This window comes from Acinetobacter sp. 1125_18A, assembly GCF_052824985.1.
This window is the reverse complement of record NZ_VTDG01000006.1, coordinates 60,317-79,556: the sequence shown is the minus strand read 5'-3', so window position 1 is coordinate 79,556 and position 19,240 is coordinate 60,317. Positions and strand designations below refer to the sequence as shown.

At 39.7% G+C, this 19,240-nt stretch carries 19 protein-coding genes; 8 read left to right on the top strand and 11 right to left on the bottom strand.

The features are described from left to right. Positions 1 to 24: 24 nt before the first annotated feature. Both ptsP and FY049_RS12250 read right to left on the bottom strand, forming a co-directional pair. Entirely contained in the window at positions 25 to 2,319 is a 2,295-nt protein-coding gene (gene ptsP, locus FY049_RS12255; RefSeq protein WP_004718112.1) for a phosphoenolpyruvate--protein phosphotransferase, read from the bottom strand. A gap of 77 nt (positions 2,320 to 2,396) precedes the next feature. Next, the gene (locus FY049_RS12250) at positions 2,397 to 2,900 is read right to left on the bottom strand and encodes an RNA pyrophosphohydrolase (protein ID WP_004718109.1); all 504 of its coding nucleotides are present in this window, start codon (positions 2,898 to 2,900) and stop codon (positions 2,397 to 2,399) included. 184 nt (positions 2,901 to 3,084) lie between these two features. Here FY049_RS12250 and FY049_RS12245 point away from each other — a divergent pair, with 184 nt between their 5' ends. Further along, positions 3,085 to 3,735 (top strand): HAD family hydrolase, encoded by a 651-nt coding sequence (locus FY049_RS12245; protein WP_096732890.1) that lies wholly within the window; start codon positions 3,085 to 3,087, stop codon positions 3,733 to 3,735. 178 nt (positions 3,736 to 3,913) lie between these two features. Beyond that, positions 3,914 to 4,156: a DUF2789 domain-containing protein gene (locus FY049_RS12240; RefSeq protein WP_004718105.1), complete on the top strand. Its 243-nt coding sequence runs from the start codon at positions 3,914 to 3,916 to the stop codon at positions 4,154 to 4,156. Positions 4,157 to 4,276: 120 nt separating this feature from the next. Here the strand turns inward: FY049_RS12240 and FY049_RS12235 are convergent, their stop codons facing one another. After that, positions 4,277 to 5,134 carry a LysR family transcriptional regulator gene (locus FY049_RS12235; protein WP_004718104.1) on the bottom strand — a complete coding sequence of 286 codons (858 nt, stop codon included), beginning with the start codon at positions 5,132 to 5,134 and terminating at the stop codon, positions 4,277 to 4,279. A 421-nt stretch (positions 5,135 to 5,555) separates the two neighbouring features. On the opposite strand from FY049_RS12235, the gene FY049_RS12230 reads away from it, so the two are divergent. Further along, on the top strand, positions 5,556 to 6,194 hold the full coding sequence (locus tag FY049_RS12230; protein WP_224964670.1) for a hypothetical protein: 639 nt from the start codon (positions 5,556 to 5,558) through the stop codon (positions 6,192 to 6,194). A gap of 29 nt (positions 6,195 to 6,223) precedes the next feature. Here the strand turns inward: FY049_RS12230 and FY049_RS12225 are convergent, their stop codons facing one another. Next, positions 6,224 to 6,472, bottom strand: coding sequence for a DUF2061 domain-containing protein (locus FY049_RS12225; protein ID WP_171252552.1), 249 nt, complete (start codon positions 6,470 to 6,472; stop codon positions 6,224 to 6,226). A gap of 424 nt (positions 6,473 to 6,896) precedes the next feature. Here FY049_RS12225 and leuC point away from each other — a divergent pair, with 424 nt between their 5' ends. The 4 genes from leuC to leuB all read left to right on the top strand — a co-directional run bounded on the left by leuC (position 6,897) and on the right by leuB (position 10,814). Next, positions 6,897 to 8,345: a 3-isopropylmalate dehydratase large subunit gene (leuC, locus tag FY049_RS12220; RefSeq protein ID WP_004718099.1), complete on the top strand. Its 1,449-nt coding sequence runs from the start codon at positions 6,897 to 6,899 to the stop codon at positions 8,343 to 8,345. A gap of 21 nt (positions 8,346 to 8,366) precedes the next feature. Then, a complete protein-coding gene (leuD, locus tag FY049_RS12215) occupies positions 8,367 to 9,017 on the top strand; it encodes a 3-isopropylmalate dehydratase small subunit (RefSeq protein WP_004718096.1) in 651 nt (216 codons plus the stop codon). A gap of 105 nt (positions 9,018 to 9,122) precedes the next feature. Further along, a complete protein-coding gene (locus FY049_RS12210; RefSeq protein ID WP_004718093.1) occupies positions 9,123 to 9,692 on the top strand; it encodes a hypothetical protein in 570 nt (189 codons plus the stop codon). Positions 9,693 to 9,734: 42 nt separating this feature from the next. After that, positions 9,735 to 10,814, top strand: coding sequence for a 3-isopropylmalate dehydrogenase (gene leuB / locus FY049_RS12205; RefSeq protein WP_224964671.1), 1,080 nt, complete (start codon positions 9,735 to 9,737; stop codon positions 10,812 to 10,814). 145 nt (positions 10,815 to 10,959) lie between these two features. Here the strand turns inward: leuB and FY049_RS12200 are convergent, their stop codons facing one another. Continuing rightward, on the bottom strand, positions 10,960 to 11,361 hold the full coding sequence (locus FY049_RS12200) for a hypothetical protein (RefSeq protein ID WP_327858081.1): 402 nt from the start codon (positions 11,359 to 11,361) through the stop codon (positions 10,960 to 10,962). 359 nt (positions 11,362 to 11,720) lie between these two features. Continuing rightward, positions 11,721 to 11,942, bottom strand: a complete 222-nt coding sequence (gene infA / locus FY049_RS12195) for a translation initiation factor IF-1 (RefSeq protein ID WP_004718087.1) — start codon at positions 11,940 to 11,942, stop codon at positions 11,721 to 11,723. Between the two features lie 228 nt (positions 11,943 to 12,170). On the opposite strand from infA, the gene FY049_RS12190 reads away from it, so the two are divergent. Beyond that, positions 12,171 to 13,181, top strand: a complete 1,011-nt coding sequence (locus tag FY049_RS12190; protein WP_004718084.1) for an AraC family transcriptional regulator — start codon at positions 12,171 to 12,173, stop codon at positions 13,179 to 13,181. A gap of 85 nt (positions 13,182 to 13,266) precedes the next feature. On the opposite strand, the gene truA is transcribed toward FY049_RS12190, so the two are convergent. The 5 genes from truA to asd form a co-directional block, all read right to left on the bottom strand. Further along, on the bottom strand, positions 13,267 to 14,064 hold the full coding sequence (gene truA, locus FY049_RS12185; RefSeq protein ID WP_004718082.1) for a tRNA pseudouridine(38-40) synthase TruA: 798 nt from the start codon (positions 14,062 to 14,064) through the stop codon (positions 13,267 to 13,269). Between the two features lie 8 nt (positions 14,065 to 14,072). Then, positions 14,073 to 15,047, bottom strand: coding sequence for an asparaginase domain-containing protein (locus FY049_RS12180; protein ID WP_333664578.1), 975 nt, complete (start codon positions 15,045 to 15,047; stop codon positions 14,073 to 14,075). 48 nt (positions 15,048 to 15,095) lie between these two features. Next, on the bottom strand, positions 15,096 to 16,391 hold the full coding sequence (locus tag FY049_RS12175; protein WP_446083771.1) for a hypothetical protein: 1,296 nt from the start codon (positions 16,389 to 16,391) through the stop codon (positions 15,096 to 15,098). 46 nt (positions 16,392 to 16,437) lie between these two features. Then, positions 16,438 to 17,943 carry a FimV/HubP-related protein gene (locus tag FY049_RS12170; protein ID WP_446083770.1) on the bottom strand — a complete coding sequence of 502 codons (1,506 nt, stop codon included), beginning with the start codon at positions 17,941 to 17,943 and terminating at the stop codon, positions 16,438 to 16,440. 162 nt (positions 17,944 to 18,105) lie between these two features. Further along, entirely contained in the window at positions 18,106 to 19,224 is a 1,119-nt protein-coding gene (gene asd / locus FY049_RS12165) for an aspartate-semialdehyde dehydrogenase (RefSeq protein ID WP_056516877.1), read from the bottom strand. Positions 19,225 to 19,240 lie beyond the last annotated feature (16 nt).

The following is a 19,240-nucleotide window of genomic DNA, read 5'->3' as shown; positions in this document are numbered from 1 at the left end:
TAAAAATCTAATAAAAATAAACAATTAAATATTGACTAGACGATTCGATTTCACCATATCAGCCAAACCATGATGTTTAAAGTAATACTCCATCCAGCTCTTGACCATGAGTGGGTTATTCATCGCAATCACTTCTTCTAATAGCTTTTGTGCATCTGTCATTGATACATGACAAATTGCTTTACGCACTCGCAGAATATTACTTGAACTCATCGATAATGTATTGAATCCCATTGCCATAAGTAAGATAGCTGAGAGTGGGTCGCCTGCCATTTCTCCACAAATACTGATCGGTTTTTCATACTTATGACATTCTTGAACCAAACGTGTTAAAGCGCGAAGTACAGAAGGGTGGAAGTGTGAATAAACACTGGATACACGTGGATTATTACGATCAACTGCCAATAAATATTGAATCAAGTCATTTGAACCGACTGAGAAGAAATCGACCAATTCAGCAAATTCACCAATTTGTAAAAGTACACTCGGTACTTCAACCATAATTCCGATTTTTGGTTTGGCGAAGTTAACTTGCTCTTCTTCCTGAACCGCAATCCAGTCTCGTTCTAGTAAGTAAAGTGCTTCTTCTACTTCACTGACACTGGTGACCATTGGCAATAAAATATGCAGATTGTTTAAGCCGATACTGGCTTTTAACATTGCTCGAATTTGTGAAGAAAAAATTTCAGGGTGATCGAGAGTAAAACGAATGCCACGCCATCCTAAAGCTGAGTTTTCTTCTTCAATTTGGAAATATGGCAGGTCTTTATCCGCACCAATATCAAGTGTACGCATCACCACAGGTTTGTTGGCAAAGTGACTAAGCTGTTGACGATAAATCGCACGCTGTTCTTCTTCGCCCGGGAAACGTTCACGCAGCATAAATGGAATTTCAGAACGATAAAGTCCTACACCTTTTGCACCACGTTGAACTCCACGTACCACATCAATCATTAGACCGGTATTGACATACAGCTTTACTGCAACACCATCAGGGGTAATGGCATCTTTGGTTTCGTATTGTTTTAAATCTTTGGCAATTTGTTCTTCTTCTTTTTGGATTTCTTTATAACGTGTACGTAAACGACGTGGTGGATTGACAAAAACCCGACCTTGATAAGCATCGACAATCATCTCAACATCATCAAGTGTATTTACCGGCAGCTCAGTAACACCCACGACAGTTGGAATACCGAGTGCACGGGCGACAATCACCATGTGTGAATTGGCAGCCCCTTCAGAGGTTACAATCGCGGCGATTTTATCTACAGGAAGCTCAACCAAAGCAGCCGTACTAATCTCATCTCCAATTAAAATACTTTCAGAGGTGATCTCTTTATGGCTGGTATCACCTTCTTGTAATGCTGCGAGGATCCGGCGTCCCAAGTCTTTTAAATCAGAGACACGTTCACGTAAATAGTCATCTTCCATTTGTGCAAAAAGCGCAACATGGCGTTCAATCACATTTTTAACTGCACCTTGCGCCCAGCTCCCATCTCGAATGATTTCTTTAATTTCAGCAGGTAGCGCATTTTCATCCAACATACGTAAGAACACGCTAAATAAAGCACGTTCCTCCGCCATGAGTGAATCTTGCATTTTGTCATCAAGCGATTGAATTTCATTGCGTACAGACGCAATGGCTTGATCTAAAAGCTTAAGTTCTTCACTGATATCATCCGCATCACGGTCTGGGACTGAAGCTAAATCTGCCGGAGGGTAAAGGATGATGGCACGACCAAGTGCAATACCACCGGCACCAGATGAACCTTGGAAGGTCTTGTAATTAGATGAATTGCTGGGTTTACGGAAAACATCAATATTACCCACTGCATGTGCATGAGCAATTACCCCAGAGAGTTGAGCACATAAGGTCACCAGAAATGATTCTGCTGCCTCGCTAAAATCTTGAGGTTCGGTGTTTTGAACCACCATCACGCCCATCACTTTGCGGCGATACATGACTGGAACACCAAGGAACGAGTTATAGATCTCTTCCCCTGTTTCAGGGAAGTAGGCAAACCGTTCATGTTTAAACGCATTGTCTAAGTTGACAATCTCTTCACGTTGACCTACTAAACCAACCAAACCCTCGCCAAGTTGTAAGGAAACTGTCCCTACAGATTCTTGGTTTAAGCCTTTGGTTGCCATGAGTACATAACGTTGGTTACGTTCATCTAAAAGGTAAATAGAGCAAACATCAACATGCATGGCTTCGGAAACTTGATTGACCATGATTTCCAAAGAATCATGCAAACTGACTGACGCATTGATCTCTTGTACAATACGTCTTAATGTGTCCAGTTGCATGTTCGACATGGATGTATGCTCCTAATTTAAGCTATGTTTTAAAGCGACTTCATCAGTATTATTTATAACAGTACTACCTTGAAAAATCATTCATATTTTGAAGAAATTTCAGCTGTATATTGCGGCATTCGCATACATAACTCCATCATCGCTTTACGATAAACATCTCGTTTAAAATTCACCACTTGTCCAAGCGGGTACCAGTAACTAACCCATTGCCATTGATCAAACTCCGGCGGGTCAGAGAGATTCAACTGAATATGTTTCGTTGAAGCTGTGAGTTTCAGTAAAAACCATTTTTGCTTTTGTCCAATACAAATCGGATCGGAATCCGAGCGAATGTATCGAAGCGGCAAACGATAATGCAACCAGTCATCTGTCTGGGCAATAATTTGGACATGTTCGGGTAGGAGCCCAACTTCTTCTCGTAGTTCTCTAAATAGAGCTTGCTCAGGAGTCTCTCCAAACTGGATGCCTCCTTGAGGAAATTGCCAAGCATTGTGTCCAATGCGTTTTGCCCATAAAACTTGTCCAATATCGTTTGCCAAAATGATCCCGACGTTGGGTCGGAAACCTTCTGAGTCGATCATTTGGCTACCTAAAATTTGTTAATTTCATTTGACTTTATATATGGGGACATACACTCTTTTGTCCAACTCGATAAAGTCAAAGTAATAATGTTTTAAAATTGCTATGATCTTAACGAATTTCTATCGACTAGCGGTGATAGATTTACAATTTTTTTCTTAAATTTCAGTTTAAACGAGTATTTTCATGGAATTGGCGCTGTTTGACTTAGATCACACCTTATTAAATACAGATTCTGACCATTCTTGGGGAGAGTTCTTAGTCAATGAAGGCTTGGTCGATCCAGTCCGACATCGTGCGATGAATGATCAGTTTTATGAAGACTATAAAGCAGGCAAGCTTGATCCAATTGCTTATAATGAATTTGTCTTTGAGTTTCTTACTCAACACGATAATGATTATTTAACTGAGTTACATCAGTTGTTTATGCAAAAAGTGATCCGTCCACAAATGCGTCCAGCTGGTTTTGCCGCGATTCAAAAACATAAAGATTTAGGACATGCGTTGGTTGGTATTACGGCAACCTCGGATTTTATTACTGCACCTATTTTCCGTGAATTTGGTATCAGCGAAATTATTGCCACCAATGCTGAAATAAAAGATGGGAAGTACACCGGGAAAGTGACCAATATTCCATGTTACCAAAAAGGTAAATTGGCACGTTTGGATCAATGGCTTGATGGTCGTACTGTCACTGAATCATGGGCTTATTCAGATTCTATTAATGACCGTTTTTTATTGGAATATGCTGACCATGCGATTGCGGTAAATCCTGATGATCGTCTTGAGCATCTTGCAAAAGAACAGGGTTGGGATATCCAAGATTGGTCGATTTGAGCTGGGCTGATTATTGTGATTTAAAGCAGTGTTGATCACTGCTTTTTTATGGTTTGATTGTTCTGTCAAAAATGAGAAGTTTTGTAAATATTTTTATAAATGAAGATTTTGTACTTCATTTATAGTGTAAAAATGCTATGTTGATTTGAGCACTTTTAAAACTGACGGAGATTATATAATGAGCCAGACACGTCCAAGAATGACCAATTTATTTGAACAACTCGGCTTGGATTCTAGCGAAGAAGCAATTCAAAGTTTTATTGAAAATCACCAGTTGGATGCAGATACTCTAATTACAGACGCATCTTATTGGAGTGAGGGACAACGTCAGTTTCTTGCTGAAAAAATTAAATCTGATGGTGAATGGGCATTAGTGGTTGATCAGTTAAACGAGTCTCTACATGAAGACTCGGTAAAGTAAAAAAATTGTGCAATGAAGATTTTATAAGGGAATGAGGGGGAAAGATGAGTATGATCATTCCTGTGTAATATGTAAATCCCTTATTTTGAGTAACAAGATAAGGGATTTTTATTGCAGAGATTATTTCATCATTTCAATCAATTCCTGTACAGCTCTAGACTGGGTACGTCCAGGATGCCAAACCATACCCAATTGGCGGTTCATTTCAAAACGAATATCAAGTTGTTGTAAGTCTTGATTTAACAAGGTTTTAGGTAAAACAGACCAGCCTAAACCAATGGAAACCAACATCCGAATAGATTCAAGCGGATTATTGCTCATGGTAATTTTTGGCTTTAAACCTTTCTTTTCAAACTCTGCCAAGGTAATTTGACTGGTATAAGTCTGTGCTGCTGGCAATAAGCTTGGGTATTCGATCAGATCTTCAAGTTTAAGGTTCTTTTTTTGTGCCAAAGGATGAAAGGGTGCAACCACGAATACCAAAGGATCATTCCAAATCGTGATATAACGCAAACGCTCATCACCTTGTGGCGGAAGAGTTAAAAATGCCAGTTCTAAATCCCCAGCAAGCACTTGTTCATGCGCTTGTTCAGAGTCCACAAAATGTACATCTAGTTTGACTTCAGGAAAATGCTGCACATATTTTTTTAAATGTTGTGGTAAATGGTGTAAGCCAATATGGTGACTGGTTCCAATCTTAAGTTTTCCTCGAACTTCGCCTTGTTCATGACTTAGGGTATGGTGGATATCTCCCAATTCATTTAACCAGTTTTTTACTTTAGGTAATAATGAATGTGCTGCATGTGTGGCTTGAACACCACGACCTGCGGACTCAAAAAGTTTGACGCCGAAATATTCTTCTAAGCTATGTATGCGTTTGGTGACAGCTGGCTGAGTAATAAACAGATGTTCTGCTGCCATAGAAATCGAACCTGTTTCCATAACTTTGACAAAGGCTTCAAAAGCAGCGAGATTCATAATATTTCCATCCATAAAGAATTTTTATGCGTAATTCATTATTTAGAAAATTTAAGAATTAATCAAAGTAATTTTCAAATTTTTTTATTTTTAGCAAAGTGATTGGTTCTATTCGTGCTTTGGAAAAATTTTAATACAACTTTTTACTATACAATTTAAGCAAAGCTCATTTATAGTCAGCGCATAAAAACAACAAAAGGAAAGCTATTTGAATCAATCAACAGACACCACTATTCACTATTTTCAACAACATACTAGAAATACCTTCTCTAAAACTTGGCTTCGATTTTTTACCACAATATTGATATTTTCTGCTTTAGGTTTAATCTTTTTATATTTTTTTAATATCTATTTCCCCAGCATTATCATCGCTATTCTCAGTATAATTTGGTTGAAGCTTCGGTTAAATCGCCTAAGAAAAATGCAAGATTTGGAGAGTTTTAAATTTCCAAATCGTATTTGGCTTGCTTTTAAACAAAGACATCCAAACATTCGACAATCTTCTTATCCATTGATTGAAGAAGGTTTTAAAGACTATTTAGCAATTCATTTGTGGCGTAGGGGAGCTTATGCAATGCCTTCACACTCAGTGGATGCGTTATGGCATATATTGATTGAAGAATTTGATGACTTTTATCAGTCCATGAGCCAACGTTTTTTAGGCTATGAATTGATTCATAAACCACATGATTTACAAGCATCTGAATCACAGCGAGCTGCTCAGAGACAGCAATTGCTTAATACTTGGCATGGGGCATGTGCTTTACATGGATTGAATCCACAAAACACGCAGGTCTTACCGCGAATTTTTCAGGTTGATGCCCATGTTCGATGGGAGCGGGGTTTAATTTTTAGCTTACCGTTTATGATGACAATGTATAGCCAAATGATGAGTTCAACTTCAGATCTTCCACAGGCTTCTGCGACATCATCATGTTCTTCTAGCTCATGTTCAGGATCAAGCTCATCCAGTGATTCGAGCCATTCACATAGTACAAGTGCTGATTCATCTTCCTCTTGTAGTAGTTGTAGCAGCTGTGGAGGAGGCGGTGGTGATTAACACCTCCAGCCACAGAAAATACATATGATTTAGACTTTAATTTCAGTGCTTTGTGCGGCCTTTTGGTCTCGTTTATTCCAAGCCTTTTCATGGAAAAAGAATGCAAATGCTTGTACAGTTGGCTCAAGTAAACTTAATGTCACGGCCATCCAAAAATTACCAGTCACCGCATAAGCAACCAGCATTGCCACTGTGATATGCATGATGTAATAGCTTAAGGTTTTTTTGAAAACACGTTGATTGCTTTGTAGGAAATTTTGGATACTCGCCATGAGAATCACCACTTATTTAATTCAATAGTTAAATAATAATCATTATCAATTGTAATGTAAAAAGGTTTTTTTGATTAATGTTGATTGGATAAAGCGATATTTTATTCTTTATACATTGCATCGTGATTGTTGATATAGAATTTATTGACTTCTTTTTAAATAACGGATTTGCTTAATTTATGGTTTAGGACGTACATTTATTTGTCTAAGCTCTATTTTTTATTGATGATTAAGCCAAGTGCTTTTAAAGCCATTGAAAATATGTCATTGATTTAAATACTTTATAAAGGTGATTTTAGGAGCATTTATTTGGATAAAATCAATTCCAAAAAGTTTTTAAATTAATAAAAATGATAAATTAGATTTATGTAAAAACGTGGTTATAATTGAGTGAATGAAAGAATTACCCAGTCCAGTGGAGCATTTCGACATGGCAGGCGAAAACCAAAAAGCAAAAACAGAATCAGTAAAAACTTTGTATGACAAATTGTGGGATGACCATCTTGTAACACAACGTGATGATGGCTCAGCATTACTTTATATCGACCGTCATTTATTGCATGAAGTGACTTCTCCACAAGCATTCGAAGGCTTACAACTTGCTGGGCGTAAACCTTGGCGTTTAAGTGCTAACGTTGCAACACCTGACCATAATGTTCCCACATCAACCAAAGAGCGTTCAGAAGGAATTGCTGGGATTGAAGATGATACTTCTCGTATCCAAGTTCAGACCTTAGATGATAACTGTAAAACCTTTAATGTGGTGCAGTTTGATATTAACGATGTACGTCAAGGTATTGCACATGTCGTTGGACCAGAACAAGGTTTAACTTTACCGGGTATGACGGTGGTATGTGGTGACTCGCATACAGCGACACATGGCGCATTCGGCTGTTTGGCACACGGGATCGGAACGTCAGAAGTTGAACATGTATTGGCAACACAATGCTTAGTACAGAAGAAAATGAAAAACATGTTGGTGCGTGTTGACGGAACATTAGGTCAAGGCGTTACCCCAAAAGATGTGGTTTTGGCAATTATTGGTAAAATCGGAACTGCTGGCGGTACGGGGCATGCGATTGAATTTGGTGGTCAGGTATTCCGTGATATGTCAATTGAAGGGCGTATGACTGTGTGCAATATGGCAATCGAAGGTGGTGCGCGTGTTGGTATGGTTGCGGTCGATGATAAAACGATTGAATATGTTAAAGATCGTCCTTATGCACCAACAGGTCAACAGTGGGATGCGGCAGTCGCGTATTGGAATACTTTACATTCTGATGAAAATGCACATTTTGATACGATCGTGGTTTTAAATGGTGAAGAAATTGAACCACAAGTGTCTTGGGGCACTTCTCCTGAGATGGTGATCCCTGTATCTCAAGCAGTTCCAACTTTGGAACAGGCCAAAGATGATGTGCAGCGTAATGACTGGACCCGTGCGTATCAATATATGGGTTTAAATGCAGGTCAGGCATTGGCTGATATTCAATTAGACCGTGTATTCATTGGTTCTTGCACCAACTCACGTATTGAAGATATTCGTGCTGCTGCAGAAGTGGCAAAAGGTAAAAAAGTAGCGTCTAGTATTAAACAGGCCATGGTTGTTCCAGGCTCTGGTTTAGTGAAACAACAAGCGGAAGCGGAAGGTTTAGATAAAATCTTGATCGAAGCTGGTTTTGAGTGGCGTGAGCCAGGTTGTTCAATGTGTTTGGCGATGAATGCTGACAAGTTACAACCGGGTGAACATTGTGCATCGACTTCAAATCGTAACTTTGAAGGCCGTCAAGGCAATGGTGGACGTACTCACCTTGTCAGTCCAGCAATGGCAGCCGCGGCAGCAATTGCAGGTCACTTTGTTGATGTACGTTCATTCTAATCAGGCTTAAGGAGCAAAGACATGAAAGCTTATACCGTTGAACAGGGTATTGTTGCACCCTTAGACCGTGCCAATGTAGATACCGACTTAATCATTCCAAAGCAGTTTTTAAAATCAATTAAACGCACCGGTTTTGGTGATAACTTATTTGATGAATTACGTTATTTAGATGAAGGTTATCCGGGACAGGACAATTCTAAACGTCCGAAGAATCCTGATTTTATTTTGAATCAGCCACGTTACCAAGCGGCATCTGTGCTTATTTCTCGTGCCAATTTTGGTTGCGGTTCGAGTCGTGAACATGCGCCTTGGGCATTGGAAGAGTATGGTTTTCGTACAGTGATTGCACCAAGCTATGCTGACATCTTTTTCAATAACAGTTTTAAAAATGGCATGTTGCCAGTGATTTTGCCTGAATCTGTTGTTGATCAATTATTTAAAGAATGTGCTGCTCAGGAAGGCTATCAATTAACCATTGATTTAGAAGCTCAAGAAGTTCGTACACCAAGTGGTGAAGCTTTTAAATTTGAAGTAGATCCATTTCGTAAACACTGTTTATTGAATGGCTTGGATGATATTGGTTTGACTTTACAAGCTGCGGATGAAATTCGTGCTTATGAAGAAAAAACCAAACAATCACGCCCTTGGGTATTTGCTGAAATTCAAGGTTAATTTTCAGCGAACATTTTACACATAGCGTGAATGCCTAACTCTTGCTAACATGCGAGTATAACAAAATGAATGTTGACTCAGTGAAGTGAGGGTTGGGGTTGAGCAATGACTAAGTTTTTGAGTTGCAGTGTTTTAATCGGTTTAACAAGCTTTATGCTTAGTGCATGTCAATCCACTCAAATGGTTGATTTAATGCGTATCAAGCAAGCTGAAAATAAACATGTCAGCCAAAATTCGGTTTCTGTCTATTGTTCAGGTGCAGAGCATTGTGAATTTGCGCGCTTAAATGATGTGATTATCATGGATGAACGTGCACAACGTGCCAATCGTAGCGCCATTCAAAAGGGTTATCTCAAATTAACAGGTGAGCCTTTAGATCAAAATGGTGTTTATTTAACGATTCCACCTCAGCAATATGAGATGGTGATTCGATTCTATCCAATCACTAAACAGCATGCTGAAGTTTTCCATGTTATTCATGATTTTAAAGCAAATCAAAAATACACATTTAAGATGTATCGCTTAAGGTCACAGGGTTCAGGAAGTTTACTGAATGTTTCTTCACCGACACCGCTATGTGTCGATATGATTCAAGAAAAACGGACAATTCGCCGTTTTTGTCGCCCGCATAATGCGGTGACTGGCGTGAGCGAATTTGTTGAACAGAAGATTTAATCTCACATCAGTATAGATACTGAACAATAAATGGAACTACAAATGTCTAAACAAATTTTGATTTTGGCAGGTGATGGTATCGGTCCTGAGATCGTTGCTGCTGCTGAAAAAGTACTGACACGTGTCAATGATAAATTTAATTTAGGTTTAACATGGGAACAAGGTTTGTTAGGGGGTGCAGCAATTGATGCACATGGCGAACCTTATCCAGCTGTAACAGCGGAACAAGCGAAAAAAGCAGATGCAATCTTACTGGGTGCTGTAGGCGGTCCTAAATGGGATAGCATTGAACGTTCAATTCGCCCAGAACGTGGCTTATTGAAAATTCGTAGTGAATTAAATCTATTTGCTAACTTACGCCCTGCAATCCTTTATCCGCAATTGGCGGATGCATCTAGTCTTAAACCAGAGATAGTTTCGGGGTTAGATATCCTTATTGTTCGCGAATTGACGGGTGGCATCTACTTTGGTCAACCACGCGGTATTCGTGAACTCGAAAATGGTGAGAAGCAAGGTTATAACACTGACGTTTATTCAGAGTCTGAAATTAAACGTATCGCAAAAGTTGCTTTTGAAATGGCAAACTTACGCGGTGGTAAAGTTTGTTCAGTGGATAAAGCCAACGTGCTTGAAGTGACTGAGCTTTGGAAGCAGACAGTGACTGCACTTAAAGAACAACAATATCCACATATTCAACTTTCACATATGTATGTCGATAATGCAGCAATGCAATTGGTTCGTGCGCCAAAACAGTTTGATGTGATTGTGACAGGGAACTTGTTCGGTGACATTCTTTCTGATGAAGCAGCAATGCTAACTGGCTCTATTGGTATGCTTCCATCTGCTTCTTTAGATGAGAATGGCAAAGGTATGTATGAACCTTGTCATGGTTCTGCCCCTGACATTGCTGGCCAAAACGTTGCTAATCCACTTGCCACCATTCTTTCTGTGGCAATGATGCTACGCTACACCTTCCGTGAAGAAGTGGCTGCAAAAGCCATTGAGGATGCTGTAGGGCAAGTTTTAGACCAAGGCTTGCGTACTGGCGATATTATGTCTGATGGTATGCGTAAAGTTGGTACGGCTGAAATGGGCGAGGCTGTCGTTGCGGCGATTGCATAAGCACTTGTTTTAGATACTTACTCATAAAAAACACAGCTTAAGCTGTGTTTTTTATTGTTAAATTTTAGCTTCTGATAAGTTTTGATAAAAGTCTATCCATATTCTCGTCATTATACCGATGGGTGTTAGATTTGCTTTAAAATAGCTAACAGGCTCGACCTAAATACTCAACAGATTCAGCAATACCATCTTTTAATTGAAAAGTGACTTTACAATTAAAATTTATGTCATAGCTTGGCGTGCCCATCGTATCATAACGAATCACTGGCATACCCATTGCATTAGGACCTACAGTCGCATTGCCTCCTGCCATGGGGATATTGATTGGTCTAAGGATGGTATAGCTTAAGGTGCTATTACTGGTTTGGATTTTATCGCTTACCTGATACCCCATTGCCTTAAAATTTAAATTGCTTTGAATTTCAACACTGGTTTTACCAATGAATTGCTGTAAATATTGATCTAAATTTGCTGGTCGGGTGTTTAAGCTTTTACATCCAACAAGTGCAATAGATGCCAATAAAAACATACATACATGTATTTTCATAAGCTTCACCTGATCCATAGTTAACTTAATTTAGAAATGATCTCTATTTAGTATAATAAATATACATGCATATGTATCTAGATCATTTGCTGGGCAAACCAAGTGGTATAGATTTTACTAAAAAGAGTCAAACAGACAGAACTGGTGAAGCTGTGAAAAGATCAGTTGTATTAAAATTTAGAACAAATTAGTGCTATCAACTTTGAAGTAAATGGATTACAAGTGATAAATAGGTATATGAAACAGATTTTAATGTGTCAGATGTATAGTTGCCAGACGATAAAAGATCGTAAGCAGGAGGGTAAATCTTGTGGATAATGAAAAAGCCACCTAAAAGTGGCTTTTGCTTACACTAAAACTTAGCGTGCACGATATGTAATACGACCTTTTGTTAAGTCATATGGTGTCATTTCAACTTTTACATTATCGCCTGTTAAAATACGAATATAGTGTTTACGCATTTTACCAGAAATGTGAGCAATCACTTCGTGACCGTTTTCTAAACGCACACGGAACATAGTATTAGGAAGCGTTTCGGTGACAACGCCTTCGAACTCGATAAGTTCCTCTTTATTGGCCATAGCCTACCTGATGATCAAATTGGAAAGGCGCAAATTATAGGCAATTTTTTGCAGAAAGACAAGAATATTCGGCATTACAAGGCGGTAGATGACTTGAAAATAAGCGAACATATTGTTAAACAATTTCTACAAAAAAAAGCGGATAAATATTGTCAGTTTGGTCAATCGACTGTAATCTAAATTAAATGTTTTAAGTATAAATGAATAACATACAAGGAAGGGCACTGCGTGAGTCAGCTAACTGATGCTTCGGTTGTTTTACGATTAGGCTATCAAGCGATCCGTCGTGCAGGATTGCCGACAGAAGAAATATTATCAAAGGCTGGGGTAGCATTGGGTCAGGTTGACCAAAATGCTCGAACACCGTTGAATGCACAATTTGCATTTTGGGTCGCTGCGGAGGAAGTCAGTAATGATCCAGATATTGGTTTACATCTCGGAGAGCACTTGCCACTGTATCGTGGGCAAGTCATCGAACACCTGTTTATTTCAAGTGAAAATTTTGGCGAAGGCTTAAAGCGTGCTTTGGCTTATCAACGTTTAATTAGCGATGCATTTCATGCCAAATTGATCATTGATGATGATGGACGTTGTTATTTAACCAATGGTGAGCAGCCTTGGGGTGAGAACATCGTTAACCGTCATTTTTCAGAATGTGCTATTTCAGGGATTTTACGCTTCTTTAAATTTATCACTGAAGGACGATTTGAACCGATTTACATCGATTTTAATTTTGCCAATGGCGCTTCTGATGGTGAGTATTATCGTGTTTATGGTTGTCCTGTCAGTTTAGGACAAAAAGAGACACGTCTTTATTTTGATCCTTCCATTTTAGAATATCCATTGTGGCAAGCGGAGCCTGAGTTATTGCAATTGCATGAACAACTTGCAATTGAAAAACTGCAAGAGCTTGCACGTTATGATTTGGTGGGTGAAGTACGCCGTGCCATAGGTTCAACCTTGGAAAGTGGTGAAACAACCCTTGAAACTGTTGCTGCACAACTCAGCATTACCCCACGTCGTTTACGTACACAGCTTTCGGAAGCCAATACCAGTTTTCAGCAAATTCTTTCTGATTATCGTTGTCGCTTAGCCAAGAAACTGTTGGCCAATACCACTGAAAGTGTTGAGCGTATTGTTTATTTGACTGGATTCTCTGAGCCAAGTACTTTTTACCGCGCATTTAAACGTTGGACCAATGAAACGCCTGTGGAATATAGAAAGCGTAAACAGCGTTAAGTCGTATGTTTACGGGAAACGAACTGAACAGTTTTAATAAAAAATCCTTCTATTGAGAAGGATTTTTTATATGTAGCCGCAAAAATTATTCAGGCATATTTAACCAATGTGGCCCTAACGGTGGTTGAGGCAATTCAAATTGTTCTGGGTAATCTGCATGAATAAAATAAAGCCCATCTGGTGGTGCAGTGATTCCTGCCGCTTTACGATCTTGTGCCGCAAAAATTTCATCAATATGATCCACTTCATATAGACCTTGGCCAATCTCAAGTAAGCAGCCCATGATGTTACGTACCATGTGGTGTAAGAAGCCATCTGCCTGAATATCGAGAACTAGATAGTTGCCATGACGAATTAAGCGACAATGTTTGACATGACGTACAGGCTGATTGGACTGACATGCAGCAGCGCGGAAGCTTTCAAAATTATGCGTGCCTTGAAATTTTTGCGCCGCTTCAATCATTTTATCCACATCGAGTGGATAATAGGCATGTGTTACTTGTTTATGTAACAAGGCAGGGCGGTTTGCTGATTGATAGACCACATAACGATAACGACGAGCTTTTGCCTTAAAGCGTGCATGGAAATCGTTATCCATTTCTTTAATCCATTGGATTGAAATGTCTTTGGGTAATTGACTATTTGAACCCATTAACCAACCACGTATAGGGCGAATCGCATTGGTGTCGAAGTGGGCCACCATATTGGTCGCATGGACACCCGCGTCAGTACGACCCGCACCATGTAAAATAATAGGCTCGTCGGCAATTTTACTGAGCACCTTTTCCATGGTTTCCTGAATACTACGTACGCCAGGCTGTTGAGTTTGCCAACCTTTATATCGCATGCCACAAAACTCAATACCAATTGCAAAACGTTGCATAAATACCTCTATTCAGGATGATCATACCAATGGTCATGCCATTGTTCCGAAGAGGGGTATTGTAAATAAATTTTAACAATTTTGGCATAAAGATCTGCTTGGCTCAGTGCATCACTGACCAAAATTTTTGAATCTTTGATCCATTGGCTAATCGCATAGCGTTGATCCATGCCGCCTAGAGGCACTTGAGTCGATAAAATGATTTGGCAGCCATTTTCCTGCAAGCTTTTAATTTTTTGGATAATGCCCGCATTTACGGCTAAATTACCTACCCCATAAGCTTGAATGATCAAGAAATGCGGAGCATGTTTGGAGAAAATTTCCAGATTACGTTCAAACTGTAATATTTCAGTCGGCACCATCATCCAATTGACGATATTGAGCGATTTGGCTTTTTCGATATGTGAAAGTTGTACCTGAATGACGGAATGATCTACCGCTATTTGTTGTTCGGCTTTGAGTCCTTTAAACGCATCTAAAGCAGTGCTATGAGCTTTTAATGTGGTTCTTGCATGAATCACTTGATGGTAGAAAGCCAAATACACGCCTACAGGAAGTCGAGTGACGGCATCGAGTGCGGTATTTAAATTATCCAGCGCATCGGTGAATTCTCGAGTATTGTCCCCTTGAATATTGAGCAGTGGATATTGGCTTCCAGTAAGGACGACATGACAGGACTCAGCTAAAAAGCGTGATAAGGTCGCAGCAGCATAACTGAGCGTATCTGTACCATGAATAATGACAAAGTGTTGGAAATTTTGTAGTTGTAGGCTTTGTATTTGTTGAATCAGCATAAGCCAGTCAATGGCCGTACATGCACTACTGTCTTTGATACTGAGTGCCTTAAAGCATTCAATTTTAAACTGAGGTGCTAAGACCTTTTTGAGTTGTGGAATAAACTCAGCATCAGGCATCGGCGCTAAAGGCTCGCCAATACAGCCAAAAGTTCCACCCATGTAAATTAAAGCAATTTTTTTGTTCATAATAAAAAAGCAGCCATTCATGACTGCTTTATCTTAAGACGAATAGATTTAAGAAGCTATTTGATTGAGTAAATTTTGTGATTGTTGGCGTTGTTCAGCGGTATACGCTGCTTCGTTTTGTGAGAGTAGCTCACGAACGGAAGCATATGCACCCAAATTTAGATATTGTTGAGCAAGGTCTAAATTTAATTGAACTTCATTCACTTGAGCCAGCTCAGGGAATGAATGGAGTAATGGGTCGTTTGCATCTATGGCCATACTGGTTTCAGCTTCACTAGGCGTTTCAAGGCTAAGTGTTGCTGTGCTATGCACTTGCTCAACTGTTTCAGGTTTCGGATCTAGATCAAAACTAAAAGTGGGCTGTGTCTCTGGTTCAGTAGGCGTGAGTTTAAATTCAAAATCACGTACTGGTGTGCTTTCTTTAGTAGCTACTGGCGTAATCGGTTCAGCAAAATCAAGTTTGAATTCTGGTGCGATTTCAACTTCTGCTGTTTTTTCAACTGGAACTGCTGTAGGTTCATTTGCTGTAAACGTGAACTCTAACGGCTTAACAGTTTCAGTTTTAATTTCTGGGGCAGGAGGAACTACTTCAAAAGAAAGCTCAGGTGCTGTTGGCGCTTTTTCAGGTACAGGATCTAGATTAAATTCTAAAGGCTGAACAGGTTGTTGCGGTGTCTCAACTTTCTGCTCAACAAGCGTTGAATGATCGAATTCTAGCGCATCGACTTGTGCCAGATTTTGCGTTTCGGTTTTAGATACAGCGGGTTGTGAAATTGTTTCTGTATTTCCAATCAAGGCATCAAAGGCAGCTGTATTTTTGCTTTCTGGCACGACAGGGCTTGAGGGCTCAAAAGCAATCGATTCAACTGGGTGATCAGCTTGATTGGCTTTTCGTCGTTCTTCGGCTTGAATGACGATTTCGTCTAAGCCCAATGAACGAATATGATTAATCAACTGATTCACTGCAAATTCATCTTTTTGTGCCAGATGCACGTCTAAAAGATAAAGATAAAGTTCATGTTGAGCATTGTCTTGGTTTAAAACTTGATTGATTTTTGCTTCAGCAGAGAAATAGTTTTTCTCAGCAATTAGCTTTTCAATATTAGTTTTTAATTCAGGGCTTAATGGTTTTGTTGCTTGTTTAACAATAACTTCATCTTCAACAACAGTGGTCTGTTGTTTTTTTGAGGTACGCGCAGTGCGTGCAACATTTTTCTTTGACGTCTTTTTATTGTTACTTTTTTTGTTATTGGCACTGGCATTCTCTTTATTGGCATCCTCTCGTTTTTTGAGCACGATCGCCACGACCAAGAGTAGAACAAATGGAATCACATACAACAACATTTTATTTCCCCTTCATTGAGCACAATGAATCAATATTTTGAATATCCTAACTATTTGGTTTTTTTGCATTCTGCTGTTGTAATTGCTGTTGCAATTGAGCGAGCTGAGCATTTAATAATTGAATTCGCTGATTCTTTTGTTGTAAACCTGCTGCAAGTTGGTTCACATTCTTCTGTAATTTAACCGTTTTTTCACGAGATGTCATAACTTTTGTAGATAATTCAGTAGTGGTCTGATTCAACTGTGTATTTTGCTTTCCTTGACTCTGAGCAGCGGGTTGTTCATTGTCTGCGACTAAACTCATTTCTGCTTGATCTAAGCGATATTTGGCAGAACCCGATTGCTTTTTGGCAATTTCAGGTGCAGCCGTTGCAACTTTATTTTTGCTTTGTGGTATTTGACGATAGCTGGCTGCTAGATTGAGTGCAGCGCCACGACGAATACGGTTTACATCACCTTGAATAAACGCATTGGCATTATTTGCTTTAATTTGTCGCATCACTTCTGGAACACTTTGATTGGTTTCTGCTGCAATCCGAGATGCAATTTTCCACAGTGATTCATTGGCCTGAACAATATGTTTAGGTTGTTTATCTAATGCTTTATTGGCTTTTTGCTGTTTAAGCGCTTTTTGTGACTCCGCTTTCGATTTCTCTACGCGAGGCTCATTCGATTTTGCTTGCTTGGTCTCAGCTTTGGAATCTTTTGGCTTTTGTGATTCTGCTTTTTGCTCGTCTAATTTAGCGGGTGGGGTCTGAGCTTTTGCAGATTGCACTGGTGCTTTTTCGGCTGGTGGCTGAGGCACTTGTTGTACAGTTACCGCCGTTGTTTGTGGCGTATTCTGAGCGCTGCTTTGATGATTGCTTTGAAGATGGTTTGGAGTATTGGTTGTAGCTGCAGGTGGTGTGGTTGTCGCAACTGTAGTTGTTTTTTGTTCTGTTTTGAGTGCTGGTGGTGCAATCACATTAATTGCTAAAGTACCAGCTGAATCCGTTGTCGTCGTTGCTTTGGTCGCCATAGCTGGTGGAGTTACGACTTCTGGCGTTGTCACGTGGTATTGCGTGCTGGTTGGTAAATTTAATGCAATATCCTTTTCGCTGACGATGATTTGAGGTGTCAGAGGCTTTTCTTTGACTAAGGCATTGCTCATTGGAGCAGGGACGTTGCTACGCCCACGAGTCAATGGGGCTTTGACTTGCTGAATATGGGTCGCACTCCCTTCTTTGACTTTTAATAATATATTTAATTCAGATTCAACAATCGGACGAGAAGAGGTAATCACAATCACCCCAGTGCCATCTCCTGAACGACGAGTATAAAAATTTAAATGCCCAGGTGCTTGCGCGGAAATACCAATATTTTGAATATCATCTGCATCGGCTAATCCGACTTCTATTTTTTCATTTGGATTTGCATTACTAAACTTCATTTCAGCATAAAGCAGATCACCAGACCCTGACTGAACTTGGATCGGGTCTATTGTAATCGCACTCACCGCTTGCGACGTCATGATGGCTAAAATGGCAATTTTTAATTTGTTATATACAGTCATCTCTATCCATTGCTCTGACAAAGTTCAAGGCATCCCCATAATACAATATTTAGCTGTAGTCTATATGTAAAATATTAACATTAGAGTTACATAAATATAGTTACATAAAAAAGCCGATCAAGATAGATCGGCTTTTTCATTGTTTATGAGTTTTTTGTGACTTTAAGCATTTTTATAGTCGATTAAGATACGTAACATACGACGTAAAGGCTCAGCAGCACCCCAAAGTAATTGGTCACCTACAGTGAATGCGCCTAAATACTCTTTACCCATATTTAATTTACGTAAACGACCTACTGGCACAGATAGAGTTCCTGTTACAGCGACTGGAGTAAGATCCGTCATTGATGCATCACGTGTATTTGGAACCACTTTTGCCCATTGGTTAGACTGACGAATCATGTCCTCAATCTCATCAAGCGGAACATCTTTTTTCAATTTCAATGTTAAGGCTTGAGAGTGACAACGCATTGCACCAATACGTACACAGTGACCATCAATTGGAACAATCTGAGCATTACCTAAGATCTTGTTGGTTTCAACTTGACCTTTCCACTCTTCTTTAGATTGACCGCTTTCAAGTTGCTTATCAATATAAGGGATCAACGAACCCGCTAAAGGCACACCGAAGTTTGCTTTCGGGAAAGCTTCGCCACGTTGTAATTCGGCAATTCGACTGTCGATGTCTAAAATCGCAGAACGTGGATCATCTAACAAGTCTTGAGTATTGTTATATAAATACCCCATACCTGTGATCAGCTCACGCATGTTTTGCGCGCCAGCGCCCGAAGCGGCTTGATACGTCATCGCCGTCATCCATTCCACCAAATTGTGTTGGAACAGTGAACCCATGCCCATCAACATCAAAGAAACCGTACAGTTACCGCCAACAAATGTTTTAATACCATTGACCAAACCATCTTTGATAACATTTAAGTTGACTGGGTCGAGTACGATGATTGCTTCATCGTCCATACGTAATGTAGAAGCTGCATCGATCCAATAGCCTTTCCAACCTTCAGCTTTTAGCTGAGGAAAGACTTCTGATGTATAGTCGCCACCTTGACAGGTAATAATGACATCCATTTGCTTCAGACTGGTAATGTCCGTCGCTTCCATAAGTGCTGGAGCAGTTTTACCACCAAAAGCAGGCGATTCACCACCTGCGTTACTGGTAGAGAAATAGAATGGCTCAAAATGAGCAAAATCATTCTCTTCAACCATACGTTGCATAAGGACAGAACCAACCATCCCGCGCCAACCGACCAGACCTACTTTCATGTCACTTTGCCTCGGT

Bases quoted from the DNA above. Each gene is read 5' to 3' on its own strand.
- ptsP (WP_004718112.1), bottom strand. From the start codon at position 2,319: ATGTCGAACATGCAACTGGACACATTAAGACGTATTGTACAAGAGATC.
- FY049_RS12250 (WP_004718109.1), bottom strand. From the start codon at position 2,900: ATGATCGACTCAGAAGGTTTCCGACCCAACGTCGGGATCATTTTGGCA.
- FY049_RS12245 (WP_096732890.1), top strand. From the start codon at position 3,085: ATGGAATTGGCGCTGTTTGACTTAGATCACACCTTATTAAATACAGAT.
- FY049_RS12240 (WP_004718105.1), top strand. From the start codon at position 3,914: ATGAGCCAGACACGTCCAAGAATGACCAATTTATTTGAACAACTCGGC.
- FY049_RS12235 (WP_004718104.1), bottom strand. From the start codon at position 5,134: ATGAATCTCGCTGCTTTTGAAGCCTTTGTCAAAGTTATGGAAACAGGT.
- FY049_RS12230 (WP_224964670.1), top strand. From the start codon at position 5,556: ATGCAAGATTTGGAGAGTTTTAAATTTCCAAATCGTATTTGGCTTGCT.
- leuC (WP_004718099.1), top strand. From the start codon at position 6,897: ATGGCAGGCGAAAACCAAAAAGCAAAAACAGAATCAGTAAAAACTTTG.
- leuD (WP_004718096.1), top strand. From the start codon at position 8,367: ATGAAAGCTTATACCGTTGAACAGGGTATTGTTGCACCCTTAGACCGT.
- FY049_RS12210 (WP_004718093.1), top strand. From the start codon at position 9,123: ATGACTAAGTTTTTGAGTTGCAGTGTTTTAATCGGTTTAACAAGCTTT.
- leuB (WP_224964671.1), top strand. From the start codon at position 9,735: ATGTCTAAACAAATTTTGATTTTGGCAGGTGATGGTATCGGTCCTGAG.
- FY049_RS12200 (WP_327858081.1), bottom strand. From the start codon at position 11,361: ATGAAAATACATGTATGTATGTTTTTATTGGCATCTATTGCACTTGTT.
- infA (WP_004718087.1), bottom strand. From the start codon at position 11,942: ATGGCCAATAAAGAGGAACTTATCGAGTTCGAAGGCGTTGTCACCGAA.
- truA (WP_004718082.1), bottom strand. From the start codon at position 14,064: ATGCAACGTTTTGCAATTGGTATTGAGTTTTGTGGCATGCGATATAAA.
- FY049_RS12180 (WP_333664578.1), bottom strand. From the start codon at position 15,047: ATGAACAAAAAAATTGCTTTAATTTACATGGGTGGAACTTTTGGCTGT.
- FY049_RS12175 (WP_446083771.1), bottom strand. From the start codon at position 16,391: ATGTTGTTGTATGTGATTCCATTTGTTCTACTCTTGGTCGTGGCGATC.
- FY049_RS12170 (WP_446083770.1), bottom strand. From the start codon at position 17,943: ATGACTGTATATAACAAATTAAAAATTGCCATTTTAGCCATCATGACG.
- asd (WP_056516877.1), bottom strand. From the start codon at position 19,224: ATGAAAGTAGGTCTGGTCGGTTGGCGCGGGATGGTTGGTTCTGTCCTT.